An 18,385-nucleotide genomic window follows, 5' to 3' on the forward strand; every position below is an offset into this window, starting at 1 on the left:
ACAAAGTAAGGCAAAGAAACTGTTCAATCTTCAGAGATGTTGGAACTTCTGGCGGAAGCGACGACAATCTAAACAGAAGAAGTGAAACAGCAGTACGGTTTGTTTTTTACAGATAGATAAATAACGGCTCGGTAGCTCAGTTGGTAGAGCAAAGGACTGAAAATCCTTGTGTCGGCGGTTCGATTCCGTCCCGAGCCACCATTTTAAACCTAATTTATCTTTTGGAAACAGGTCACATTCAATGGCGGCTGTGGCGAAGTGGTTAACGCACCAGATTGTGGCTCTGGCATTCGTGGGTTCGATTCCCATCAGTCGCCCCATTTAGATATTCTATTAACGCGGGTGTAGTTTAATGGTAAAACCTCAGCCTTCCAAGCTGATGTCGTGGGTTCGATTCCCATCACCCGCTCCATAAATAAAAAAGGGCCTATAGCTCAGCTGGTTAGAGCGCACGCCTGATAAGCGTGAGGTCGATGGTTCAAGTCCATTTAGGCCCACCATATTCCACAGTAGCTCAGTGGTAGAGCAATCGGCTGTTAACCGATTGGTCGCAGGTTCGAATCCTGCCTGTGGAGCCAATACAGAGAAGTACCCAAGTGGCTCAAGGGGCTCCCCTGCTAAGGGAGTAGGTCGCTAACGCGGCGCGAGGGTTCGAATCCCTTCTTCTCTGCCAGGTACTTTGGCCCGTTGGTCAAGTGGTTAAGACACCGCCCTTTCACGGCGGTAACACGGGTTCGAATCCCGTACGGGTCATTCATAAAAAGCAGTTTGCTAAAAAGCAAACTGCTTTTTATTTTTTCTGCTGCTATTTTTTCATTATTTAATCTCTGTTTGCTTTCTCGAAAGCACATTTCCCCTCTATTTATTCTTCGTACTTTGACTCTGTTTTCCGCTTTTATGTAAAAAACGACATTTTTCGATTTTCTGTTGCTTTTCGTTGTCAAAAAACCATGTTTTTTTTTAGAAGGTAAATTTTTGAGAAGAACGAATAATGTAAAGGATAAACCTATTTTTACATGGTTGAGAGGGAGGCAAAATGATATCAACAATTCAACCTACAGAATATGAACTTCATTTGTTTCATGAAGGAAATTTATTTAAAGCCTATAAGCTGTTTGGAGCTCACCTTATTAAAGATGAATATGGGGTGGAGGGAACTAGATTTTGTGTATGGGCTCCATACGCATTAGAAGTCAGAGTAGTCGGAGATTTTAACAATTGGAATGGTACAACACATCAAATGCATAAAATCAATGAACGAGGGGTATGGATGTTATTCGTTCCTTCAGTACGAGAAGGAATGCTATATAAATATGAAATCCACACAAAACAAGGAAATCAATTATTAAAAGCCGATCCTTATGCTTTTTATAGTGAAAAGCGGCCTAATAACGCTTCCATCGTGTATCCACTTGAAGAATATGATTGGAACGACAAAGGATGGAGACGCAAGAAAAAGCTTTCTACTCCTTATGAAAAGCCGTTATTCATTTATGAACTGCATGCTGGATCATGGAAGAAACATGAAAATGGCTCTTTTTATAGCTATAAGGAATTAGCAGATGAACTTATTCCATACGTAATAGAGCATGGGTTTACTCACATTGAGTTACTTCCATTGATCGAACATCCTTTTGACCAGTCGTGGGGATATCAAGGAACTGGATATTACGCGCCAACAAGCCGATACGGAAGCCCAGGAGAGTTAAAGGCGTTTATTGACAAATGTCATCAGCATCATATAGGAGTAATTTTGGATTGGGTGCCAGGTCACTTTTGTAAAGATGACCATGGTTTATATAAATTTGATGGAACATTTGTCTACGAATATGAAAATACATGCGATCGAGAAAATTATGTGTGGGGAACATCCAATTTTGATTTATCCAAACCAGAGGTCCAAAGTTTCCTCATTTCAAATGCCCTTTTTTGGATAGAGTATTTTCATATTGATGGTTTTCGAGTAGATGCGGTAGCTAATCTCCTTTATTGGCCAAACTCTCATGGCATGAGAGTAAACGATTACGCAGTTGAATTCTTGAAAAAATTAAATGAAGTAGTGTTTTCCTGTGATTCAACAATTTTAATGATCGCAGAGGATTCTACTGATTGGCCTTTAGTGACAGCTCCTACATTTGAAGGAGGTCTGGGATTCAACTATAAATGGAATATGGGCTGGATGAATGATGTTCTTACTTATATGAAAGCACCGGTACAGGAACGACGATATCTTCACGAAAAAATCACATTTTCCCTTCTTTATGCATTCAATGAAAATTTCATCTTACCTTTTTCACATGATGAGGTGGTTCACGGGAAAAAGTCATTGTTAAACAAAATGCCAGGGGATTATTCACAAAAATTTGATCAACTTCGATTGCTGTATGGTTTTTTTATTGCCCATCCAGGTAAAAAATTATTATTTATGGGCGGCGAATTTGGTCAATTTGATGAATGGAAAGACTCGGAGGAGCTTGATTGGATTTTATTCGATTTCGACATGCACCGTAAGCTAAATCTTTACGTGAAAGAGTTATTAACAGTTTACCGAAGAAGTAAGCCGCTATTTGAGTTAGACCATACACCTGAAGGATTCGAATGGATTGATGTACATAATTATGAGCAGCAAATCTTTTCATTCATTCGTAAGGGGAAACTTCAAGATGATGTCTATATCATTGTTTGCAATTTCTCAGACAAAACATATGACCATTATAAAGTAGGAGTCCCATTGGCGACGTCTTATATAGAAATGGTCAATAGCGATGATGCGGCCTTTGGCGGATCGGGTATTATAAATAAAAAACCATTAAAAGCAATTGATGGAGAATATCACGGGAAATCGTATCATATTGAAATGAGTATTCCGGCATTTGGAATAAGTATTTTGCGTGCTAGAAAATCAAGAGGGGAGAAGAAGCAAGATGGTCAAAAAAAAGTGCGTAGCAATGTTACTGGCAGGAGGAAAGGGAAGCAGACTTAGTTCACTGACGAAAAATTTGGCTAAGCCCGCTGTTCCATTTGGAGGAAAATATCGTATTATCGACTTTACGCTAAGCAATTGCGCAAACTCCGGCATTGAAACGGTAGGAGTGTTAACCCAATATCAGCCCCTTGTTTTACACTCTTATATCGGTATCGGAAGTGCCTGGGATCTCGATCGTCGAGATGGAGGGGTAACGGTCTTGCCTCCATACTCTGAATCTTCGGGAGTAAGATGGTATAAAGGGACGGCAAGTGCCATCTATGAAAATTTAAATTATTTAAGGCAGTATGAGCCGGAATACGTACTGATTTTATCAGGAGACCACATTTATAAAATGGATTACGGCAGCATGCTGGATTATCATGTTGAAAAAAATGCAGATGTAAGCATTTCAGTTATTGAGGTTCCATGGGAAGAGGCCAGCCGATTTGGTATTATGAATACTAATGAAAATTTAGAAGTTATAGAATTTGATGAGAAACCATCTCATCCTAAGAATAATTTGGCTTCTATGGGCATCTACATTTTTAAATGGTCTATATTGAAGGAGTACTTGGAAATGGATGCCCGCAATCCGGATTCCAGCCATGATTTTGGAAAAGATGTCATTCCTTTGTTATTAGAGGAAAAGAAGAAGTTGTTTGCTTATCCGTTTAAAGGATACTGGAAAGACGTAGGGACGGTTAAAAGCTTGTGGGAAGCCAATATGGATCTGCTTTTGGCAGACTCCCAGTTAAACCTTTTTGAACATTCGTGGCGTGTTTATTCCGTTAATCCGAATCAACCTCCGCAATACATTTCTCCTGATGCAAAAGTGGTTGAATCTCTCATCAATGAGGGCTGTGTGGTGGAAGGAAATATTGATCATTCTGTCTTATTTCAAGGTGTGCAGGTTGGAAAACACTCTACCATTAAACGCTCGGTTATAATGCCCGATGCAAAAATTGGTTCTAATGTATATATTGAAAATGCGATTATTCCTTCGGAGATGTCTATTCCCGATGGAACCATTATTCGTTCCGACAACAATGAAGAAGAAGTCATTTTAGTAACAGACGAATTACTTCCAACTTCAAATGGTCAGACTATTCAATAAAATGGAGGAGCTTTAATGAATAAACAAATGCTAGGAGTTATTGATGCATCACCATATACAATGGATTTAAGGCCTTTGACGAAGTATAGAACGGTTGCTGCCATTCCATTTGCCGGAAGATACCGCTTGATTGATTTTATGCTGTCTAATTTAGTGCATTCAGGGATCCATAGCGTTGCCCTTTTTCCTAGAATCAACGACCGTTCTTTAGTGGACCATCTTGGTTCAGGAAAAGAATGGGATTTGGATCGAAAACGGGATGGACTATTTGTGTTCCCGCCAATGTCAAATAACCAACAAGATCTTACTTCTATCGTTCCTCAATTACGTTATCATATCGATTATTTTTTAAGAAGCACACAAAAATATACAGTTATTACAAACAGTTATACGATCGGTCATATTAATTTCAAGGATGTCCTGCGCCATCATATACGTTCAAACGCTCATATTACTGAGGTCTATCACCATGGGCGGCCGCTGCAAATTTATGTATTAGAAACAGCACTGTTGATTGACTTAATTTATCAAGAGAATATACCGGTACCCACCTTAAGTGAGTTTATCAGGGCTTGTGCTTCCAAATATATTTTGTCACGTTATGAGCATGACGGTTATGCAGCCGTGATTTTTGATATTGAGTCTTATTTTAATAACAGCTTAGAAATGTTAAGTCCGCTGGCCTGGAAGCAAGTCTTCATCAAAGATCGTCCAATTTATACAAAGGTAAAAGACGAGCCGCCAACTCGCTATATGAAGACAGCAAATGTGAAAAACTCCATGGTTGCCAATGGTTGTGTCATTGAAGGGTATGTCGAAAACAGTATTGTTTTCCGCGGAGTTAAAATTGAAAAAGGTGCAATCGTGAAAAACAGCATTGTTATGCAAAAGAGTATGGTAAAAGAAAACAGTTTATTAAATTATGTAATTTTAGATAAAGATGTGAAGGTAGAAAGAAATACGGAATTAGTAGGGGAACCGGAGCATCCATATGTAATCGAAAAAGGTACTGTACAAGGAGCGTTGATGAATTCGTGAAAGTATTATTTGTCGTCTCTGAATGTGTACCGTTTGTTAAAACAGGGGGGTTAGCAGACGTGGCAGGAGCATTGCCAAAGGAATTAGCCAGCCTGGGGACTGATGTATGTGTGGTAATGCCCAAATATAGTCATATTCCCGAAACATATAGAGAAAAGATGACCTTAAGGAAAGTAATATATGTGCAAGTTGGATGGAGACGTCAATATTGCGGAATTGAACTATTAGAGCAAGACGGCATTCAGTATGTATTTCTTGATAACGAATATTACTTCAAAAGAGATACGTTATACGGTCACTATGATGATGGTGAAAGATTTTCTTTCTTTTGCCGCGCCGTGATTGAAAGTATTCCGCATTTGGACTTTCAACCTGATATTATCCATTGTCATGATTGGCATACAGGGATGATTCCTTTTTTATTAAGGGCAGAATACGATATTTATGCTTCCGTTCAAACCGTTTTTACCATTCACAATTTACAATTTCAGGGAATCTTTCCTCAGGATATTCTTTACGATTTGCTTAATTTAAATGACTATTATTTTACAACAAGCCAACTTGAATTTTTTGGGAATGTAAATTTTATGAAGGCCGCCCTCGTATCGACAGACAAAATCACCACAGTAAGCCCGACTTATCGAAACGAAATTCAGATGCCTTATTATGGTGAAAAGCTTGATGGATTACTCCGAAAGCGTCAGGAAGACTTAATAGGCATTGTTAACGGAATTGATGACCATCTTTATAATCCAGCTTCAGATTCTCTCATTCCTTATAATTATTCTTCTGAAAACATGGGTCCAAAGAAAAGAAACAAATTGGCGCTTCAGAAAAAATTAGGTCTTCCGCAAGAGGAGACCATTCCTATGATTGCGATGGTTACCCGCCTGACAAAACAAAAGGGACTTGAACTTGTGGAGCATGTGTTTCATGAGATTCTTCAAGAAAACATACAATTTATTGTGCTGGGCAGCGGTGACAGAGAGTTTGAAGATTTCTTTGAGACCATGAATGGTACGTATAGTAATAAAGTGAGAGGAATTATTGAATTCGATGAAGAGCTCGCTCACTTTATTTATGCAAGCGCAGATTTATTTCTAATGCCATCTAAGTTTGAGCCGTGCGGTCTCGGGCAGCTTATCGCTTTAAAATATGGAGCTGTGCCAATTGTTCGAGAGACGGGAGGTCTTAACGATACGGTCCAGCCGTACAATGAAAATACAGGCGAAGGAAACGGATTTACTTTCACAAACTTTAATGCTCACGACATGCTTCATACAATTCAACGGGCACTTCGATTTTATGAAGATCAAACAGTATGGGAGAAACTGGTGAAGGAAGGGATGAACCGTGATTACAGTTGGGCCCGGTCTGCGTTTAAGTATAATCAGCTTTATTCAAGCCTGATGGTCAAGTGAAGGAGTGAAAAAAGCATGTTCTCTAACAAACAATGCTTTCAACAATCATTTTTGAAAAAACTTGAGATGACCTATGGTAAGAGCTTTAAAGAATCAACCATTTATGATCAATATCATACGTTAGGGAATATGGTAAGAGAGTATATCAGCTCTGATTGGATTGCAACAAATGAAAAGCAGCGTTCTTCTCATACGAAACAAGTTTACTATTTATCAATCGAGTTTTTATTAGGGAAATTGCTCGTTCAGAACTTACTTAATTTAGGAATTCGTGAAGTAGTAGACGAAGGGTTACAAGAGTTAGGGATTGATTTAAGGGAAATAGAAGAAATTGAAGCAGATGCCGGATTAGGGAACGGAGGGCTCGGACGGCTGGCGGCATGTTTTCTCGATTCTCTTGCATCGTTGAATCTCCCGGGCCATGGATGTGGTATACGTTACAAACATGGATTATTTGATCAAAAAATTGTAGACGGCTTCCAAGTAGAGCTTCCTGAACAATGGCTTCGCCATGGAAATGCATGGGAGGTCAGGAAAGCGGACGAAGCGATAGAAATCAACTTTTGGGGCGAAGTGGAAACGTTGAACGAAAAAGGACGCTTATCGTTTCGACATGTCCACACCGAGACGATTATGGCCGTGCCTTATGATATTCCGATTATCGGTTATGAAACGAATATTGTGAATACATTACGTCTATGGAATGCAGAGCCTTCACGCTTTCCTATCCATAAAGATGTGATGGAATACAAACGAGAAACGGAATCTGTTTCCGAATTTTTATATCCTGATGATACACACGAAGATGGGAAAATTCTAAGGTTGAAACAACAGTATTTCCTTGTATCAGCCAGCTTGCAAAGTATTGTAGCTTCTCATCGAAAAACATATAGTACGCTTCAGAATTTCCATGAGAAGGTGGCTATACATATTAATGATACTCATCCTGTTTTGGCTATACCGGAGCTAATGAGAATTTTAGTAGATGAAGAGCAAATGGATTGGGAGGAAGCATGGTTCATTACCACGAACACCGTTTCTTATACGAACCATACCACGTTATCGGAGGCTTTGGAAAAATGGTCCATTCATCTCTTTAAACCTTTGCTGCCAAGGATCTACATGATCATAGAGGAAATTAATGAACGGTTTTGCAGGCAGCTATGGAATCGTTATCCGGGTGATTGGAGAAAGATTGAGCAAATGGCCATCATTGCTCATGGGATCGTGAAAATGGCTCATTTAGCGCTTGTAGGCAGTTATCGGGTGAATGGTGTAGCTAAAATTCATACAGAGATATTAAAAAATCGAGAGATGAAGGATTTCTATGAGGTATATCCTGAAAAATTCACCAATAAAACAAATGGCATTACTCATAGAAGATGGCTGTTAAAAGCCAATCCCCAGTTATCCCGTACCATTACAGATGTAATTGGTGCATCATGGGTTCATCATCCTTCTGAGCTTATGAAACTAAAGCCGTATGCATTTGATGCGGGTTTTAAAGAGGCCGTCCAAAAAGTCAAACAGGAGAGAAAGAAGAGTCTTGCCCAAATTATCCAGCGTCAAACAGGCATTCCCATTGATGATCATTCCATATTCGATGTTCAGGTCAAAAGGTTGCATGCCTACAAACGTCAATTGTTGAATGTGCTGCACATCATGTATCTTTATAATCGAATAAAAGAAGAAAAGTCTTTTGAAATCCATCCCCGCACGTTTATTTTTGGGGCAAAAGCTTCACCTGGCTATTATTATGCAAAGAAAATTATTAAGCTGATCAATTCACTTGCAGAGAAAGTAAACAATGATCCACAAGTTTCTCCGTTTCTAAAAGTTATTTTTCTTGAAAACTATCGTGTTTCTCTGGCGGAATATGTCTTTCCCGCAGCGGATGTGAGTGAACAAATATCCACTGCAAGTAAGGAAGCGTCTGGAACGGGAAATATGAAGTTTATGATGAATGGGGCACTGATCATTGGAACATTAGACGGGGCGAATATTGAAATTTTCGAAAAAGTTGGTGCCGATAATATATTCACATTCGGCTTAAGTGCAGAAGAAGTACTGAATTATGAGCAAAACGGGGGATATCGTTCATACGACTATTATTACTATGATAAGCGGATCAAAAAAGTGCTCGAGCAGCTGATAAATGGATTTTTCCCTAATTCTTTCGATCTCTTTGAACCAATTTATGATTCCTTATTAATGCAAAATGATCAGTATTATGTATTGAGAGATTTCGCTTCCTATGCAGGAGCCCAGGAAAAGGTAAATGAAGCTTATCTGAATCAGGCTGGATGGCTGGAGAGGAGTATTATCAACATTGCTCATTCAGGTTATTTCTCAAGTGACCGAACGATTCGAGAGTATGCCGATGATATATGGGGAATCCATCCCCTGGAAAGAGGAACGGTTGTTTAGAAAAAGGAAAAAGAACGCCTGGGTGATTTGAAATCACGCAGGCTTTGTTAATTTACGCGAACAATCGCTTATTAGCCAAGAAATTTATATATGTTTGAATGCTGTGATTTGCCTCGATGGACTGTTGATTAGAGTAAAACGTGATGTTGTTAGGAATATGACGATAAATTGAATAAGATTTTTTGATTGGAGAATAGATTTTTCGGGGAGGGAGGAATGGAATGAGGTCAACGAAGTTTACATATCTAAGGCTGTAAGGGATATATTGTTTATATTGATAGACAAAAGTTGGATCACCGACCCGCGGGCTGGCGAAATTAACCATTATTATTATGCGGTCATCCAAATTGATAGAGGCATCAAATGCATGTAAGGTAGCAAGCGCCGCTCCAAGACTGTGACCTGTCATGAATATGGGCTTTAAGGGAGAGAGTCCTTTTAATGTACCAATTAGCTCATCTCTACAGGACTCATAGACCCCCATAAACCCTGAGTGAACATTCCCTGCATTTTTGACATACTGATAAGGTACCTGACTGTAGCGTAAGTCGCTAATCCAATCAACGTCCGATTTTGTTCCGCGAAAAGCCACCACGATGGCAAGGGAGGATTCAAGAATAAAACCGAACCATTCTTCCATACCGAATGAATGTGCTTTAAACGGTTTTACAAGTTGAAATGGCCATGGAATGGAAAAGGAACGATTTTGTTCCTGCTGTTCATATGTCAACTGGCAGCACTGGGCCAAAAAAAGGGCAGTTTCTTCGGGAATAATAGATTGACGCACCATTTTTTGCACCTTCTTTTTTAAAGATAAGTAAGTATAAAGAAAATTTTGATTTATGACAGTGTCTAGCTTTAGTGCCTAGCCCCCCGAGTCGTTTCGGTCCAGCCGATGAAGTCAAACAACGACTTCACCGTCAGGCCTCCGACGTACAGGATGTACTAGTGCCGACGTTGCCGCAGGACGCGGCGCTTTTAGTCGGCCAGCGCTTGTCGGGGCTGACCAAGGCGCTTGCGCTTTTCTTCAATAGCAACATAGCTTATGAAAAGATGGGCAAAATGGTGCGTGCCCAGAAAATAATCCCAACATTGACTGTTGGGATTATAGTTAGGGCTATTAATCATCACCGTTTAATAAATCACCTAAAGCTCCAAGCATACTGCCTTCTCCCGTTGACTTCCCGCCCCCTGGAGCATTAGCGAAAATGCGGTCAGCAAGGCGGCTGAATGGCAAGGATTGGATCCATACCGTTCCGGGACCTCTTAAAGTAGCATAGAAAAGGCCTTCTCCGCCAAATAAAGCGGTTTTTACTTTTCCGATGTACTCAATGTTATAGTCAATGTCTTTCGTCATGGCAACAAGACAGCCTGTATCGATGCGTAATCTTTCTCCCGGCTGCAGTTCCCGCTTATAGATGGCTCCTCCTGCGTGCAAGAAGGCAAGACCATCCCCTTCAAGTTTTTGCATAATAAAGCCTTCTCCGCCAAAAAAGCCTGTTCCCAGGCGGCGTTGAAAGTCAATTCCGACTGAAACACCTTTAGCGGCACATAAAAAAGAATCTTTCTGACAGATTACCTTTCCGCCTAGCTCACTTAAATCCATAGGGATAATCTTACCTGGATAAGGAGCCGCAAAGGATACACGGCGCTTCCCGATTTCCTGGTTTGTGAATACGGTCATGAACAAGCTTTCACCCGTTAATACACGCTTTCCTGCACCGACCAGTTTACCAAAGAGACCTCTTGCACCTGAATGTGCCCCGTCACCAAAAATGGTTTCCATTTCAATTCCGTCTTCCATCATCATCATTCCGCCTGCTTCAGCGATAACACTTTCCCGGGGATCCAATTCAATTTCCACAAACTGCATGTCATCCCCATGCAGGATATAATCGATCTCATGTGCATTCATTATCTTCACCTCAAAAAAATAAGTTCCTTATAGGTATTCGTTACAATTTTTAAAATTCCTATTAAATATTCATAGAATATAAAATGCTTTTGTCGCATTAATGAAATCTTTTTTGCGTAGATGATGGTGACAGATAAGAAGATAAGTGCATAAAGGATACCCAAAAAAGTGCCGATAAATGATCAGGGGATGTCCAACCAGATTTTTACAGGGCGTCTTCCCATTTATTGTCTATAAGAAATAGAAAGTCACTGATGGTAATAAGGCATATGTCACAATAATGATGAGTATCATTTTTTGTTCATTGTTTTACTTCCTTCGAATAAAACACATGATAAAGAAGGAGAAACCCTTCTTTATCATGTGTGGTTATGTTATTAATGCAATACCCATTCCGTATTTGTTTAGACAGCTCACTCTTTTTCTTCTTCTTCTACATAAGGGTCTTGTTCGAATGGATGCAGATCTCCAAATACAGTCATGACGCCTTCTTCATCTAATGCTTGCTCATATACATCATGTCCTTTTGTAGGATAAACGGAAATGTGATTCCCATATAGGTCAACAGCGACAAAGTTTTCATAGTCTTCCACATAGCCAACCCGGTCTTCTGCTTCAATAAATGTTTCGCCGTAGTTTTCGATTTCCCTTTTTTCCAAAAAATCTGAAGGACTTTCGGAAGTGCCGTACCGTGCTACCTCCTGCCAGGAATCCTCAGCATCATAGAATGTACCGGAATGTTCGTCATATTCATGTTGTCCCCATGGATTGTCTAATGTTGCTTCTTCAACTGGACGATCGTTTGAAATATGCTGCTCTGGTGAATGTTCTTTGCAAAACATGGTTGTCGGAATGGCTTCAAGCCTTTCAAACGGAATATCCTTGCCGCATGTTTTGCACTTACCATATGAACCGTTTTCAATGGCTTGTAATGCATGCTGCACTTCGTGTAATTCCTGTTCCGCATGCTCATTAAGCGCTAAGTCCTTTTCTCTTTCATATTGTTCTGTGGCTATATCTGCTGGATGGTTATCATAGCTCGATAATTCTCCAAAGGAATCATACGGAAAATCACTTCGTCTCACTCCAAAATGGTCATTGATCTTAAATTGTTGCTCGATTTCTTTCTGGCGATCTTGGAGTTGGCTGCGCAGCGATTGCATTTGATTGGTTGATAACAAGTGAATCCCCCCTTCGCAAAATGAGTTTGTCTTTGAGTATTATTTACGAAAAAGGATAAAAAAACTCAAAAAAAAGAGGTTGACTTTAGGAAGCATAAAGCACATCCTCCTAAGTCAACCTCTTAAAAGCAGCAAAAAAATCACAGTAAAGGTCTAGGTTACATGAAATAACTAATAAACAATCCAACCGACAACAAAAAGCCGTAAATGGTATTGGTTTGTGCTGTCGCTTTCATTGCAGGCATCATTTGCATAGGCATGGTTTTTCCGATGAATCCTTTCACAGCTTTTGCAGCCTTTGGAATACTAATGAAAACGAGTAAAATCCATGGACTTGCCAGGTTTGTAAAGACAAGTCCCATGGCCCAAAGGTAAGCTGTAATGAACATGGAGGCCAACAGGAGAATGGCTCCTTTTTTGCCAAGTAAAATCGCGAGTGTTTTACGGCCGAATTCCTTATCGCCATCAAAATCACGGATATTATTGGATAGCAAAATAGCACCAACAAGAATGCCGATTGGGATAGAAACTAAGATGCTTTGTGTTGTAATATTTCCCACTTGAATAAAGAAGGAAATCAGGATGATGATGACACCCATAAACAGGCCGGCAACAACTTCTCCAAAAGGCGTATACGCAATTGGAAGAGGGCCTCCTGTGTAAAGATAACCGACTGTCATACATATGAGCCCGATCAATGCGAGCCACCAGCTGCTGTTCATGCAAATATAGACACCTAATAAAAGGGCTAGTCCATAAAAACCGAATGCGGACATTAAGACTGTGTTTGGGTGTACACCGTCCCGCACAATGGCTCCGCCGATGCCAACCGATTGCTCATTATCCAGGCCGCGTTTAAAATCATAATACTCGTTGAACATATTTGTAGCTGCTTGTATTAACAGACAAGCTAATAACATGGTTCCAAACAGCGGAATGTTAATTGTTGTGTGGGTCATCGCAAGAGCTGTTCCGATGAGCACAGGGACAAACGCGGCTGTCAATGTATGGGGGCGCATGAGCTGCCACCAAACTTTCCATTTAGAGTCATTGCGTGTCGGTGTCATCCCTTGTTGACTTGTTTGCAATTTAGCTTGCATTTATTACCTTCCTTTCAACATATATCTAAAACGTTTTTCCCCTTTTTAGTAACAAATACATGGGAAGAAACCAAAAAGAACAGGTTATAAACATAGAACAATACATGTTAAGTGTAGAAAAAGGTGTATAGAGTGTCAACGATTTTTAATAAGAAATTTGTCTTATAAATTCCATTCCAAAAAGAATAAGGAAGAGAATGAGGGAGGGTATCGCTAGATTTTTTCAATATTAAGTTTTATAATAAATTAGTTAAAGATCAGTTTTCAAGTACAGTGGGGGGACTTATTGTGATTGCGATAAAACAACATCCGTTACAGGCTCTGCAAGAAGCTTGTGAACAGGCCAAAAAAGAAGGTAAACCGCGATTAGTCAGCTTTGTTAAACGAATAAATCCCTATGATCCCCTGGCGCTTTTTTGTAATGGAAGAAAAATGTTTTATGGAGAGCGCTTCATTTGGATGGATGCAGCGCGTCAATATACGTTTATCGGATTGAATCATTTACATGTCATGACAACAAAAAGAAATCAAGATCGGTATCGGTCCATTGAAAAACAATGGAAGCGCTTTATTGATCAATCTGTTCATAAAAAAGATATGTTTCCGACCGGGACGGGTCCGCTCCTGTTTGGAGGGTTCTCCTTTGATCCTCAAAAAGAACAAACAAACTTATGGAGAGAATTTCCCAGCGGTAAATTTATTGTACCGCAGTTTTTATATACTGCAATAGAACATGAGGCGTATTTTACGATAAATGTACTAGTTACAGAAAAGAACCGTGCAGCAGAGATTGTGCATTGGCTGAAAAGAGTAGAAGAAACTTTATTTGGCGAGAACAACAGAGAACTAAATCCTTTTCCAAGTAAGATGCTTCATCAAGAAGAAGTAGAGCCGATTAAGTGGAAAGAGGCTGTGGATGAAGCTACTAAACGAATTCAGCGTGGGGAGATTGAAAAGGTGGTATTGGCTCGAGAACTAAGAGCCTCATTTTCTCAGCCCCTTCCAAATGAGTATGTGTTACAACGACTGATGGCAGAGCAACCGACAAGTTACATTTTTGCGTTTGAAAGCGGTGATGACTGTTTTATTGGGGCTTCACCCGAGCGATTGGTCAAACGAGAGCAAGAGGATGTATTTTCGACTTGTTTGGCTGGTTCTATCCGACGCGGAAAATCGGAAGAGGAAGATGAACGATTAGGCCAAGAGCTATTGAGTGATGAAAAGAACTTGGTAGAGCATGAGGTTGTTGTCCATATGATTAAAGAGGCGATGATGGAAAGCTGTAAAAACATCGAAGCTCCGTCGTCTCCAGGTTTATATAAAACAAAACATATCCAGCATTTATATACACCCGTAAAAGGAAAGATCAAAAGCGGGATGAGCTTGTTCTCTCTTGTTGAAAGGCTGCATCCGACTCCAGCTTTAGGCGGATATCCACAGAAAAAAGCTAAGCAGGTTATTCGGGAGCTTGAGTTGTTGGACCGCGGGTGGTATGGTTCTCCTTTAGGATGGCTTGATAGTAGAGGAAATGGTGAGTTCATTGTCGGTATCCGTTCAGGTCTTCTTCAAAAGAATGAAGCATCTTTGTTTGCTGGATGCGGGATTGTGGCAGAATCAGATCCGGAAAGTGAGTACAAAGAGACCAAGATTAAATTTAACCCAATGCTATCCGCTTTAGGAGGTGCAATTCATGACATCCACTGAAGCCCTTACATCTTATGTGGCAGCTTTTGTTGATGAATTAGCGAATGTTAAGGTAAAAGACGTGGTAATAAGTCCAGGGTCACGTTCTACCCCATTAGCGATCTTAATGGCTGAACACCCTGATATTCATGTGCATTTAAATATCGATGAGCGCTCGGCCGGTTTTTTTGCGTTAGGGATTGCCAAAGCAAAAAAACGGCCGGTGGCGCTTGTTTGTACATCAGGAACCGCAGCGGCAAACTATTACCCGGCAATTGTAGAGGCTTACCAATCACGTGTTCCGCTAGTAGTGATTACAGCAGACCGTCCGCATGAGCTGCGAGACGTTGGTGCCCCGCAGGCCATTAATCAGATTCACTTATACGGACAATATGCGAAATGGTTTGTAGAGCTGGCTGTTCCTGAAAACACAGCAGACATGATTCGTTATATTCGTACAGCCGCTGCCAGAGCGGTAGGTACATCGATGACTGCGCCAGCAGGGCCCGTTCATCTTAATTTTCCTTTGCGAGAGCCGTTAGTACCCAACTTGTCACAAGAGGGCTTATGGTCAACAGGAAGAAGAAGCAAATCAAAGCATACAGAAGTCCGCAGTGGAGAGTTCGTGTGCTCATCTGCCGTTTTGGAAGAAGTGGCAATGAGAGTGCAGCGGTATGAGCGTGGAATTATTGTATGCGGTGATCATGATGATGAAGAGTTTGCCAGTACGGTAGTCAAACTGGCAGAGAAATTAAATTATCCGATTCTAGCTGACCCGCTATCGCAGCTGAGAAGCGGAAAGCATAGCAAAGAACGTGTGGTAACGGCTTATGATACATTCTTGAAAAATGAACAACTAGTACCTGGGTTGAAGCCTGACATCGTGATTCGGTTTGGGGCGATGCCTGTATCAAAACCGTTGCTTCTCTTTTTAAAACAACATGAACCAAAAGAGATGATCGTAGTTGACGGTGGAGGAGGCTGGAGAGAGCCGACATTGTCAGCGACAGATATGATTCATTGTGAGGAAAAACATTTTTGCCGGGAGCTTTGCCGTTTAACAGGCGAATCCATTCGTTCTTCAACAGATTGGCTGAATAAATGGATGCTCGTGAATGAGAAAACAACAGAATGGCTGCAAAAGCTGATGGACGAAGAGGTCATTTCAGAAGGAAAGGTTGTAACAGAGCTCGCATCCTTGCTTCCAGATCCTTCGACCTTGTTTGTCGGAAATTCAATGCCAATTCGCGATGTCGACACTTTCTTTTATGCTAATGACAAGTCCATCCGAATTTTAGCCAATCGCGGGGCAAACGGAATCGATGGGGTTGTTTCAAGTGCTCTGGGAGTGAGTACAAATGATGCGCCCACTGTATTACTCATCGGTGATTTGTCCTTTTATCATGATTTAAATGGCTTGCTTGCTGCGAAGATGAATAAGTTGAATTTAACTGTTATTCTTGTGAATAACGATGGTGGGGGGATTTTTTCCTTCTTGCCGCAGTCAAAAGAAGAGAAACATTTTGAATCTTTATTTGGAACCCCTATCGGTATTGAATTCGAAAAAGTAGTGGAGATGTACAGTGGGCGTTTCCAGCGTGTTGAAACATGGAAAGAGTTTAGACAGGCCGTGAGAGATTCCTTCGCGCAGAAGGGACTAAAAGTGATTGAAGTGAAGACATCCCGCGGGGAAAATGTCATACTTCATCGAGAATTGTGGAAATCTGTTTCCCAGGAAATGAATAAAGTGATGGAAATGGTGCAAGATGTATGAAATTCGTGATTCATGATGTTTCGTATCATGTGTATATATCAGGAGAAGGTTCTCCCCTTTTATTGCTGCACGGCTTCACAGGTTCCAAGGAAACGTGGGAACCATTTTACGGGGAGTGGGAGAAAACGGGCCAATTGATTTCCTTAGATATTATAGGCCATGGTGAAACCTCTTCTCCACAAGATGTGACGAGATATGGGATGGAATCAGTTGTACAGGATTTACGCTTATTACTCGATGAACTCCATATAGAGCAAATCAATGTTTTAGGATATTCAATGGGGGGACGCTTGGCACTTTCATTTGCAGCTATGTTTCCGGAGAGAGTGGGAAAGCTAATATTGGAAAGCGCCTCTCCCGGATTGAAAACGGTGCAAGAGCGGGAGAGGCGAAAGCAGCAAGACGATGCATTAGCACAGCAAATCCTGGACAACGGTATTTCCTGGTTTGTGGACAAGTGGGGGAATATCCCTTTGTTTGAAAGCCAAAAGCAACTACCGTCTGGTGTTCAGCAATCCATGCGTGAGCAAAGGTTAAAGAACGATCCAATCGGTTTGGCCAATAGTTTGCGGGGCATGGGGACAGGCATGCAGCCATCCTGGTGGGGGAAGTTACCCTTCTTACAAATGCCGACACTCCTCGTCACGGGCGAGTGGGATGAGAAGTTTTGCCGGATTGCTCGTGAGATGGAAAATCTTATGCCGCACGCAAAGCATGAAACAATTTTGAATGCCGGGCATGCAATCCATGTGGAACAACGGGAGATTTTTGGTAAAATAGTAAGTGGGTTTTTAGCCAATGAGAAAGGATAGATAAGTCCTTTCTTAACCCCATAGAAAAACCAAGCATTCCATTCCCTTAAAGGATTTGGCTAATGTCGGGTTTTTCTAATGGATACATAAAAGGAGGAACAGTTATGGCAGTAGAATGGATGTCAGAACGTCAGTATGAAGATATTTTATATGAAACGTACAATGGAATTGCCAAGATTACAATCAATCGTCCTGAGGTACGCAATGCATTTCGTCCTAAAACAGTAATGGAATTAATCGATGCATTTGCTTATGCTCGTGACGACTCTAACATTGGAGTCATCGTTTTAACAGGAGCGGGCGAGAAAGCATTCTGTTCCGGCGGTGACCAAAAAGTGCGCGGCCATGGCGGCTATGTGGGAGAAGACGAGATTCCACGTCTAAATGTTTTAGATTTACAACGTTTAATTCGTGTCATTCCAAAGCCGGTCATCGCGATGGTAGCGGGTTACGCCATCGGCGGTGGACATGTTCTTCATCTTGTATGTGATTTAACGATTGCTGCTGACAATGCGATTTTCGGCCAAACAGGCCCGAAAGTGGGAAGCTTTGACGCTGGGTACGGTTCAGGCTATTTAGCGCGTATTGTCGGCCATAAAAAAGCACGTGAAATCTGGTACTTATGCCGTCAATACAATGCACAGGAAGCATTGGATATGGGTTTAGTAAACACAGTAGTACCGCTTGAACAATTAGAGGCGGAAACGATTAAATGGTGTGAAGAAATCCTAGAGAAAAGCCCGACAGCTCTTCGTTTCTTAAAAGCAGCGTTTAATGCAGACTCTGACGGTTTAGCAGGCTTGCAGCAGCTGGCTGGAGATGCAACGCTTCTTTACTATACAACCGATGAAGCGAAAGAAGGCCGCGATGCATTCAAAGAAAAACGCAAACCGGACTTCGGCCAATTCCCTCGTTTTCCGTGATTACAAAAACAGCTTGATGAATGGTTCAT

The 18,385-nt window shown here is 41.0% G+C and carries 13 protein-coding genes and 7 tRNA genes; 16 read left to right on the plus strand and 4 right to left on the minus strand.

The features are described 5' to 3' along the window. Nucleotides 1-125 precede the first annotated feature (125 nt). From ACFOU2_RS14835 to ACFOU2_RS14890, 12 genes are all read left to right on the plus strand, one after another. Nucleotides 126-201 (plus strand) — tRNA-Phe (locus tag ACFOU2_RS14835). Nucleotides 202-244: 43 nt separating this feature from the next. Further along, nucleotides 245-320: transfer RNA gene (locus ACFOU2_RS14840), tRNA-His, on the plus strand. 18 nt (nucleotides 321-338) lie between these two features. After that, nucleotides 339-412: transfer RNA gene (locus tag ACFOU2_RS14845), tRNA-Gly, on the plus strand. A gap of 11 nt (nucleotides 413-423) precedes the next feature. Further along, nucleotides 424-500, plus strand: a tRNA-Ile gene (locus ACFOU2_RS14850). 3 nt (nucleotides 501-503) lie between these two features. Continuing rightward, nucleotides 504-578 (plus strand) — tRNA-Asn (locus ACFOU2_RS14855). Nucleotides 579-582: 4 nt separating this feature from the next. Continuing rightward, nucleotides 583-673: transfer RNA gene (locus tag ACFOU2_RS14860), tRNA-Ser, on the plus strand. An 8-nt stretch (nucleotides 674-681) separates the two neighbouring features. After that, nucleotides 682-753: transfer RNA gene (locus ACFOU2_RS14865), tRNA-Glu, on the plus strand. Nucleotides 754-1,036: 283 nt separating this feature from the next. Beyond that, nucleotides 1,037-2,983 carry a 1,4-alpha-glucan branching enzyme gene (gene glgB / locus ACFOU2_RS14870; RefSeq protein ID WP_377916436.1) on the plus strand — a complete coding sequence of 649 codons (1,947 nt, stop codon included), beginning with the start codon at nucleotides 1,037-1,039 and terminating at the stop codon, nucleotides 2,981-2,983. Then, entirely contained in the window at nucleotides 2,925-4,082 is a 1,158-nt protein-coding gene (locus tag ACFOU2_RS14875; RefSeq protein WP_377916438.1) for a glucose-1-phosphate adenylyltransferase, read from the plus strand. Before glgB ends, ACFOU2_RS14875 begins: the two co-directional genes overlap by 59 nt. Before the next feature lie 15 nt (nucleotides 4,083-4,097). After that, nucleotides 4,098-5,120 (plus strand): sugar phosphate nucleotidyltransferase, encoded by a 1,023-nt coding sequence (locus ACFOU2_RS14880; RefSeq protein ID WP_377916440.1) that lies wholly within the window; start codon nucleotides 4,098-4,100, stop codon nucleotides 5,118-5,120. Further along, nucleotides 5,117-6,541, plus strand: coding sequence for a glycogen synthase GlgA (gene glgA, locus ACFOU2_RS14885; protein WP_377916442.1), 1,425 nt, complete (start codon nucleotides 5,117-5,119; stop codon nucleotides 6,539-6,541). Before ACFOU2_RS14880 ends, glgA begins: the two co-directional genes overlap by 4 nt. A 15-nt stretch (nucleotides 6,542-6,556) precedes the next feature. After that, entirely contained in the window at nucleotides 6,557-8,968 is a 2,412-nt protein-coding gene (locus ACFOU2_RS14890) for a glycogen/starch/alpha-glucan phosphorylase (protein WP_377916444.1), read from the plus strand. Between the two features lie 52 nt (nucleotides 8,969-9,020). Here the strand turns inward: ACFOU2_RS14890 and ACFOU2_RS14895 are convergent, their stop codons facing one another. From ACFOU2_RS14895 to ACFOU2_RS14910, 4 genes are all read right to left on the minus strand, one after another. Further along, the gene (locus ACFOU2_RS14895) at nucleotides 9,021-9,758 is read right to left on the minus strand and encodes a lipase family protein (protein ID WP_377916446.1); all 738 of its coding nucleotides are present in this window, start codon (nucleotides 9,756-9,758) and stop codon (nucleotides 9,021-9,023) included. A gap of 330 nt (nucleotides 9,759-10,088) precedes the next feature. Next, nucleotides 10,089-10,883: a TIGR00266 family protein gene (locus tag ACFOU2_RS14900; protein ID WP_377916448.1), complete on the minus strand. Its 795-nt coding sequence runs from the start codon at nucleotides 10,881-10,883 to the stop codon at nucleotides 10,089-10,091. Between the two features lie 413 nt (nucleotides 10,884-11,296). Next, nucleotides 11,297-12,064 (minus strand): TraR/DksA C4-type zinc finger protein, encoded by a 768-nt coding sequence (locus ACFOU2_RS14905; protein ID WP_377916450.1) that lies wholly within the window; start codon nucleotides 12,062-12,064, stop codon nucleotides 11,297-11,299. 158 nt (nucleotides 12,065-12,222) lie between these two features. Next, nucleotides 12,223-13,164: a 1,4-dihydroxy-2-naphthoate polyprenyltransferase gene (locus ACFOU2_RS14910; protein ID WP_377916452.1), complete on the minus strand. Its 942-nt coding sequence runs from the start codon at nucleotides 13,162-13,164 to the stop codon at nucleotides 12,223-12,225. Nucleotides 13,165-13,452: 288 nt separating this feature from the next. On the opposite strand from ACFOU2_RS14910, the gene ACFOU2_RS14915 reads away from it, so the two are divergent. The 4 genes from ACFOU2_RS14915 (at nucleotide 13,453) to menB (ending at nucleotide 18,356) form a co-directional block, all read left to right on the plus strand. Then, a complete protein-coding gene (locus ACFOU2_RS14915; protein ID WP_377916454.1) occupies nucleotides 13,453-14,868 on the plus strand; it encodes an isochorismate synthase in 1,416 nt (471 codons plus the stop codon). Beyond that, nucleotides 14,855-16,621 (plus strand): 2-succinyl-5-enolpyruvyl-6-hydroxy-3-cyclohexene-1-carboxylic-acid synthase, encoded by a 1,767-nt coding sequence (gene menD, locus ACFOU2_RS14920; protein WP_377916456.1) that lies wholly within the window; start codon nucleotides 14,855-14,857, stop codon nucleotides 16,619-16,621. Before ACFOU2_RS14915 ends, menD begins: the two co-directional genes overlap by 14 nt. Then, nucleotides 16,618-17,433, plus strand: coding sequence for a 2-succinyl-6-hydroxy-2,4-cyclohexadiene-1-carboxylate synthase (gene menH, locus ACFOU2_RS14925; protein WP_377916458.1), 816 nt, complete (start codon nucleotides 16,618-16,620; stop codon nucleotides 17,431-17,433). Before menD ends, menH begins: the two co-directional genes overlap by 4 nt. A 104-nt stretch (nucleotides 17,434-17,537) precedes the next feature. Then, the gene (gene menB, locus ACFOU2_RS14930) at nucleotides 17,538-18,356 is read left to right on the plus strand and encodes a 1,4-dihydroxy-2-naphthoyl-CoA synthase (protein WP_377916460.1); all 819 of its coding nucleotides are present in this window, start codon (nucleotides 17,538-17,540) and stop codon (nucleotides 18,354-18,356) included. Nucleotides 18,357-18,385 lie beyond the last annotated feature (29 nt).

The sequence above is a fragment of the Bacillus songklensis genome, assembly GCF_042649685.1.
Lineage (GTDB): Bacteria > Bacillota > Bacilli > Bacillales > Bacillaceae_H > Bacillus_BA > Bacillus_BA songklensis.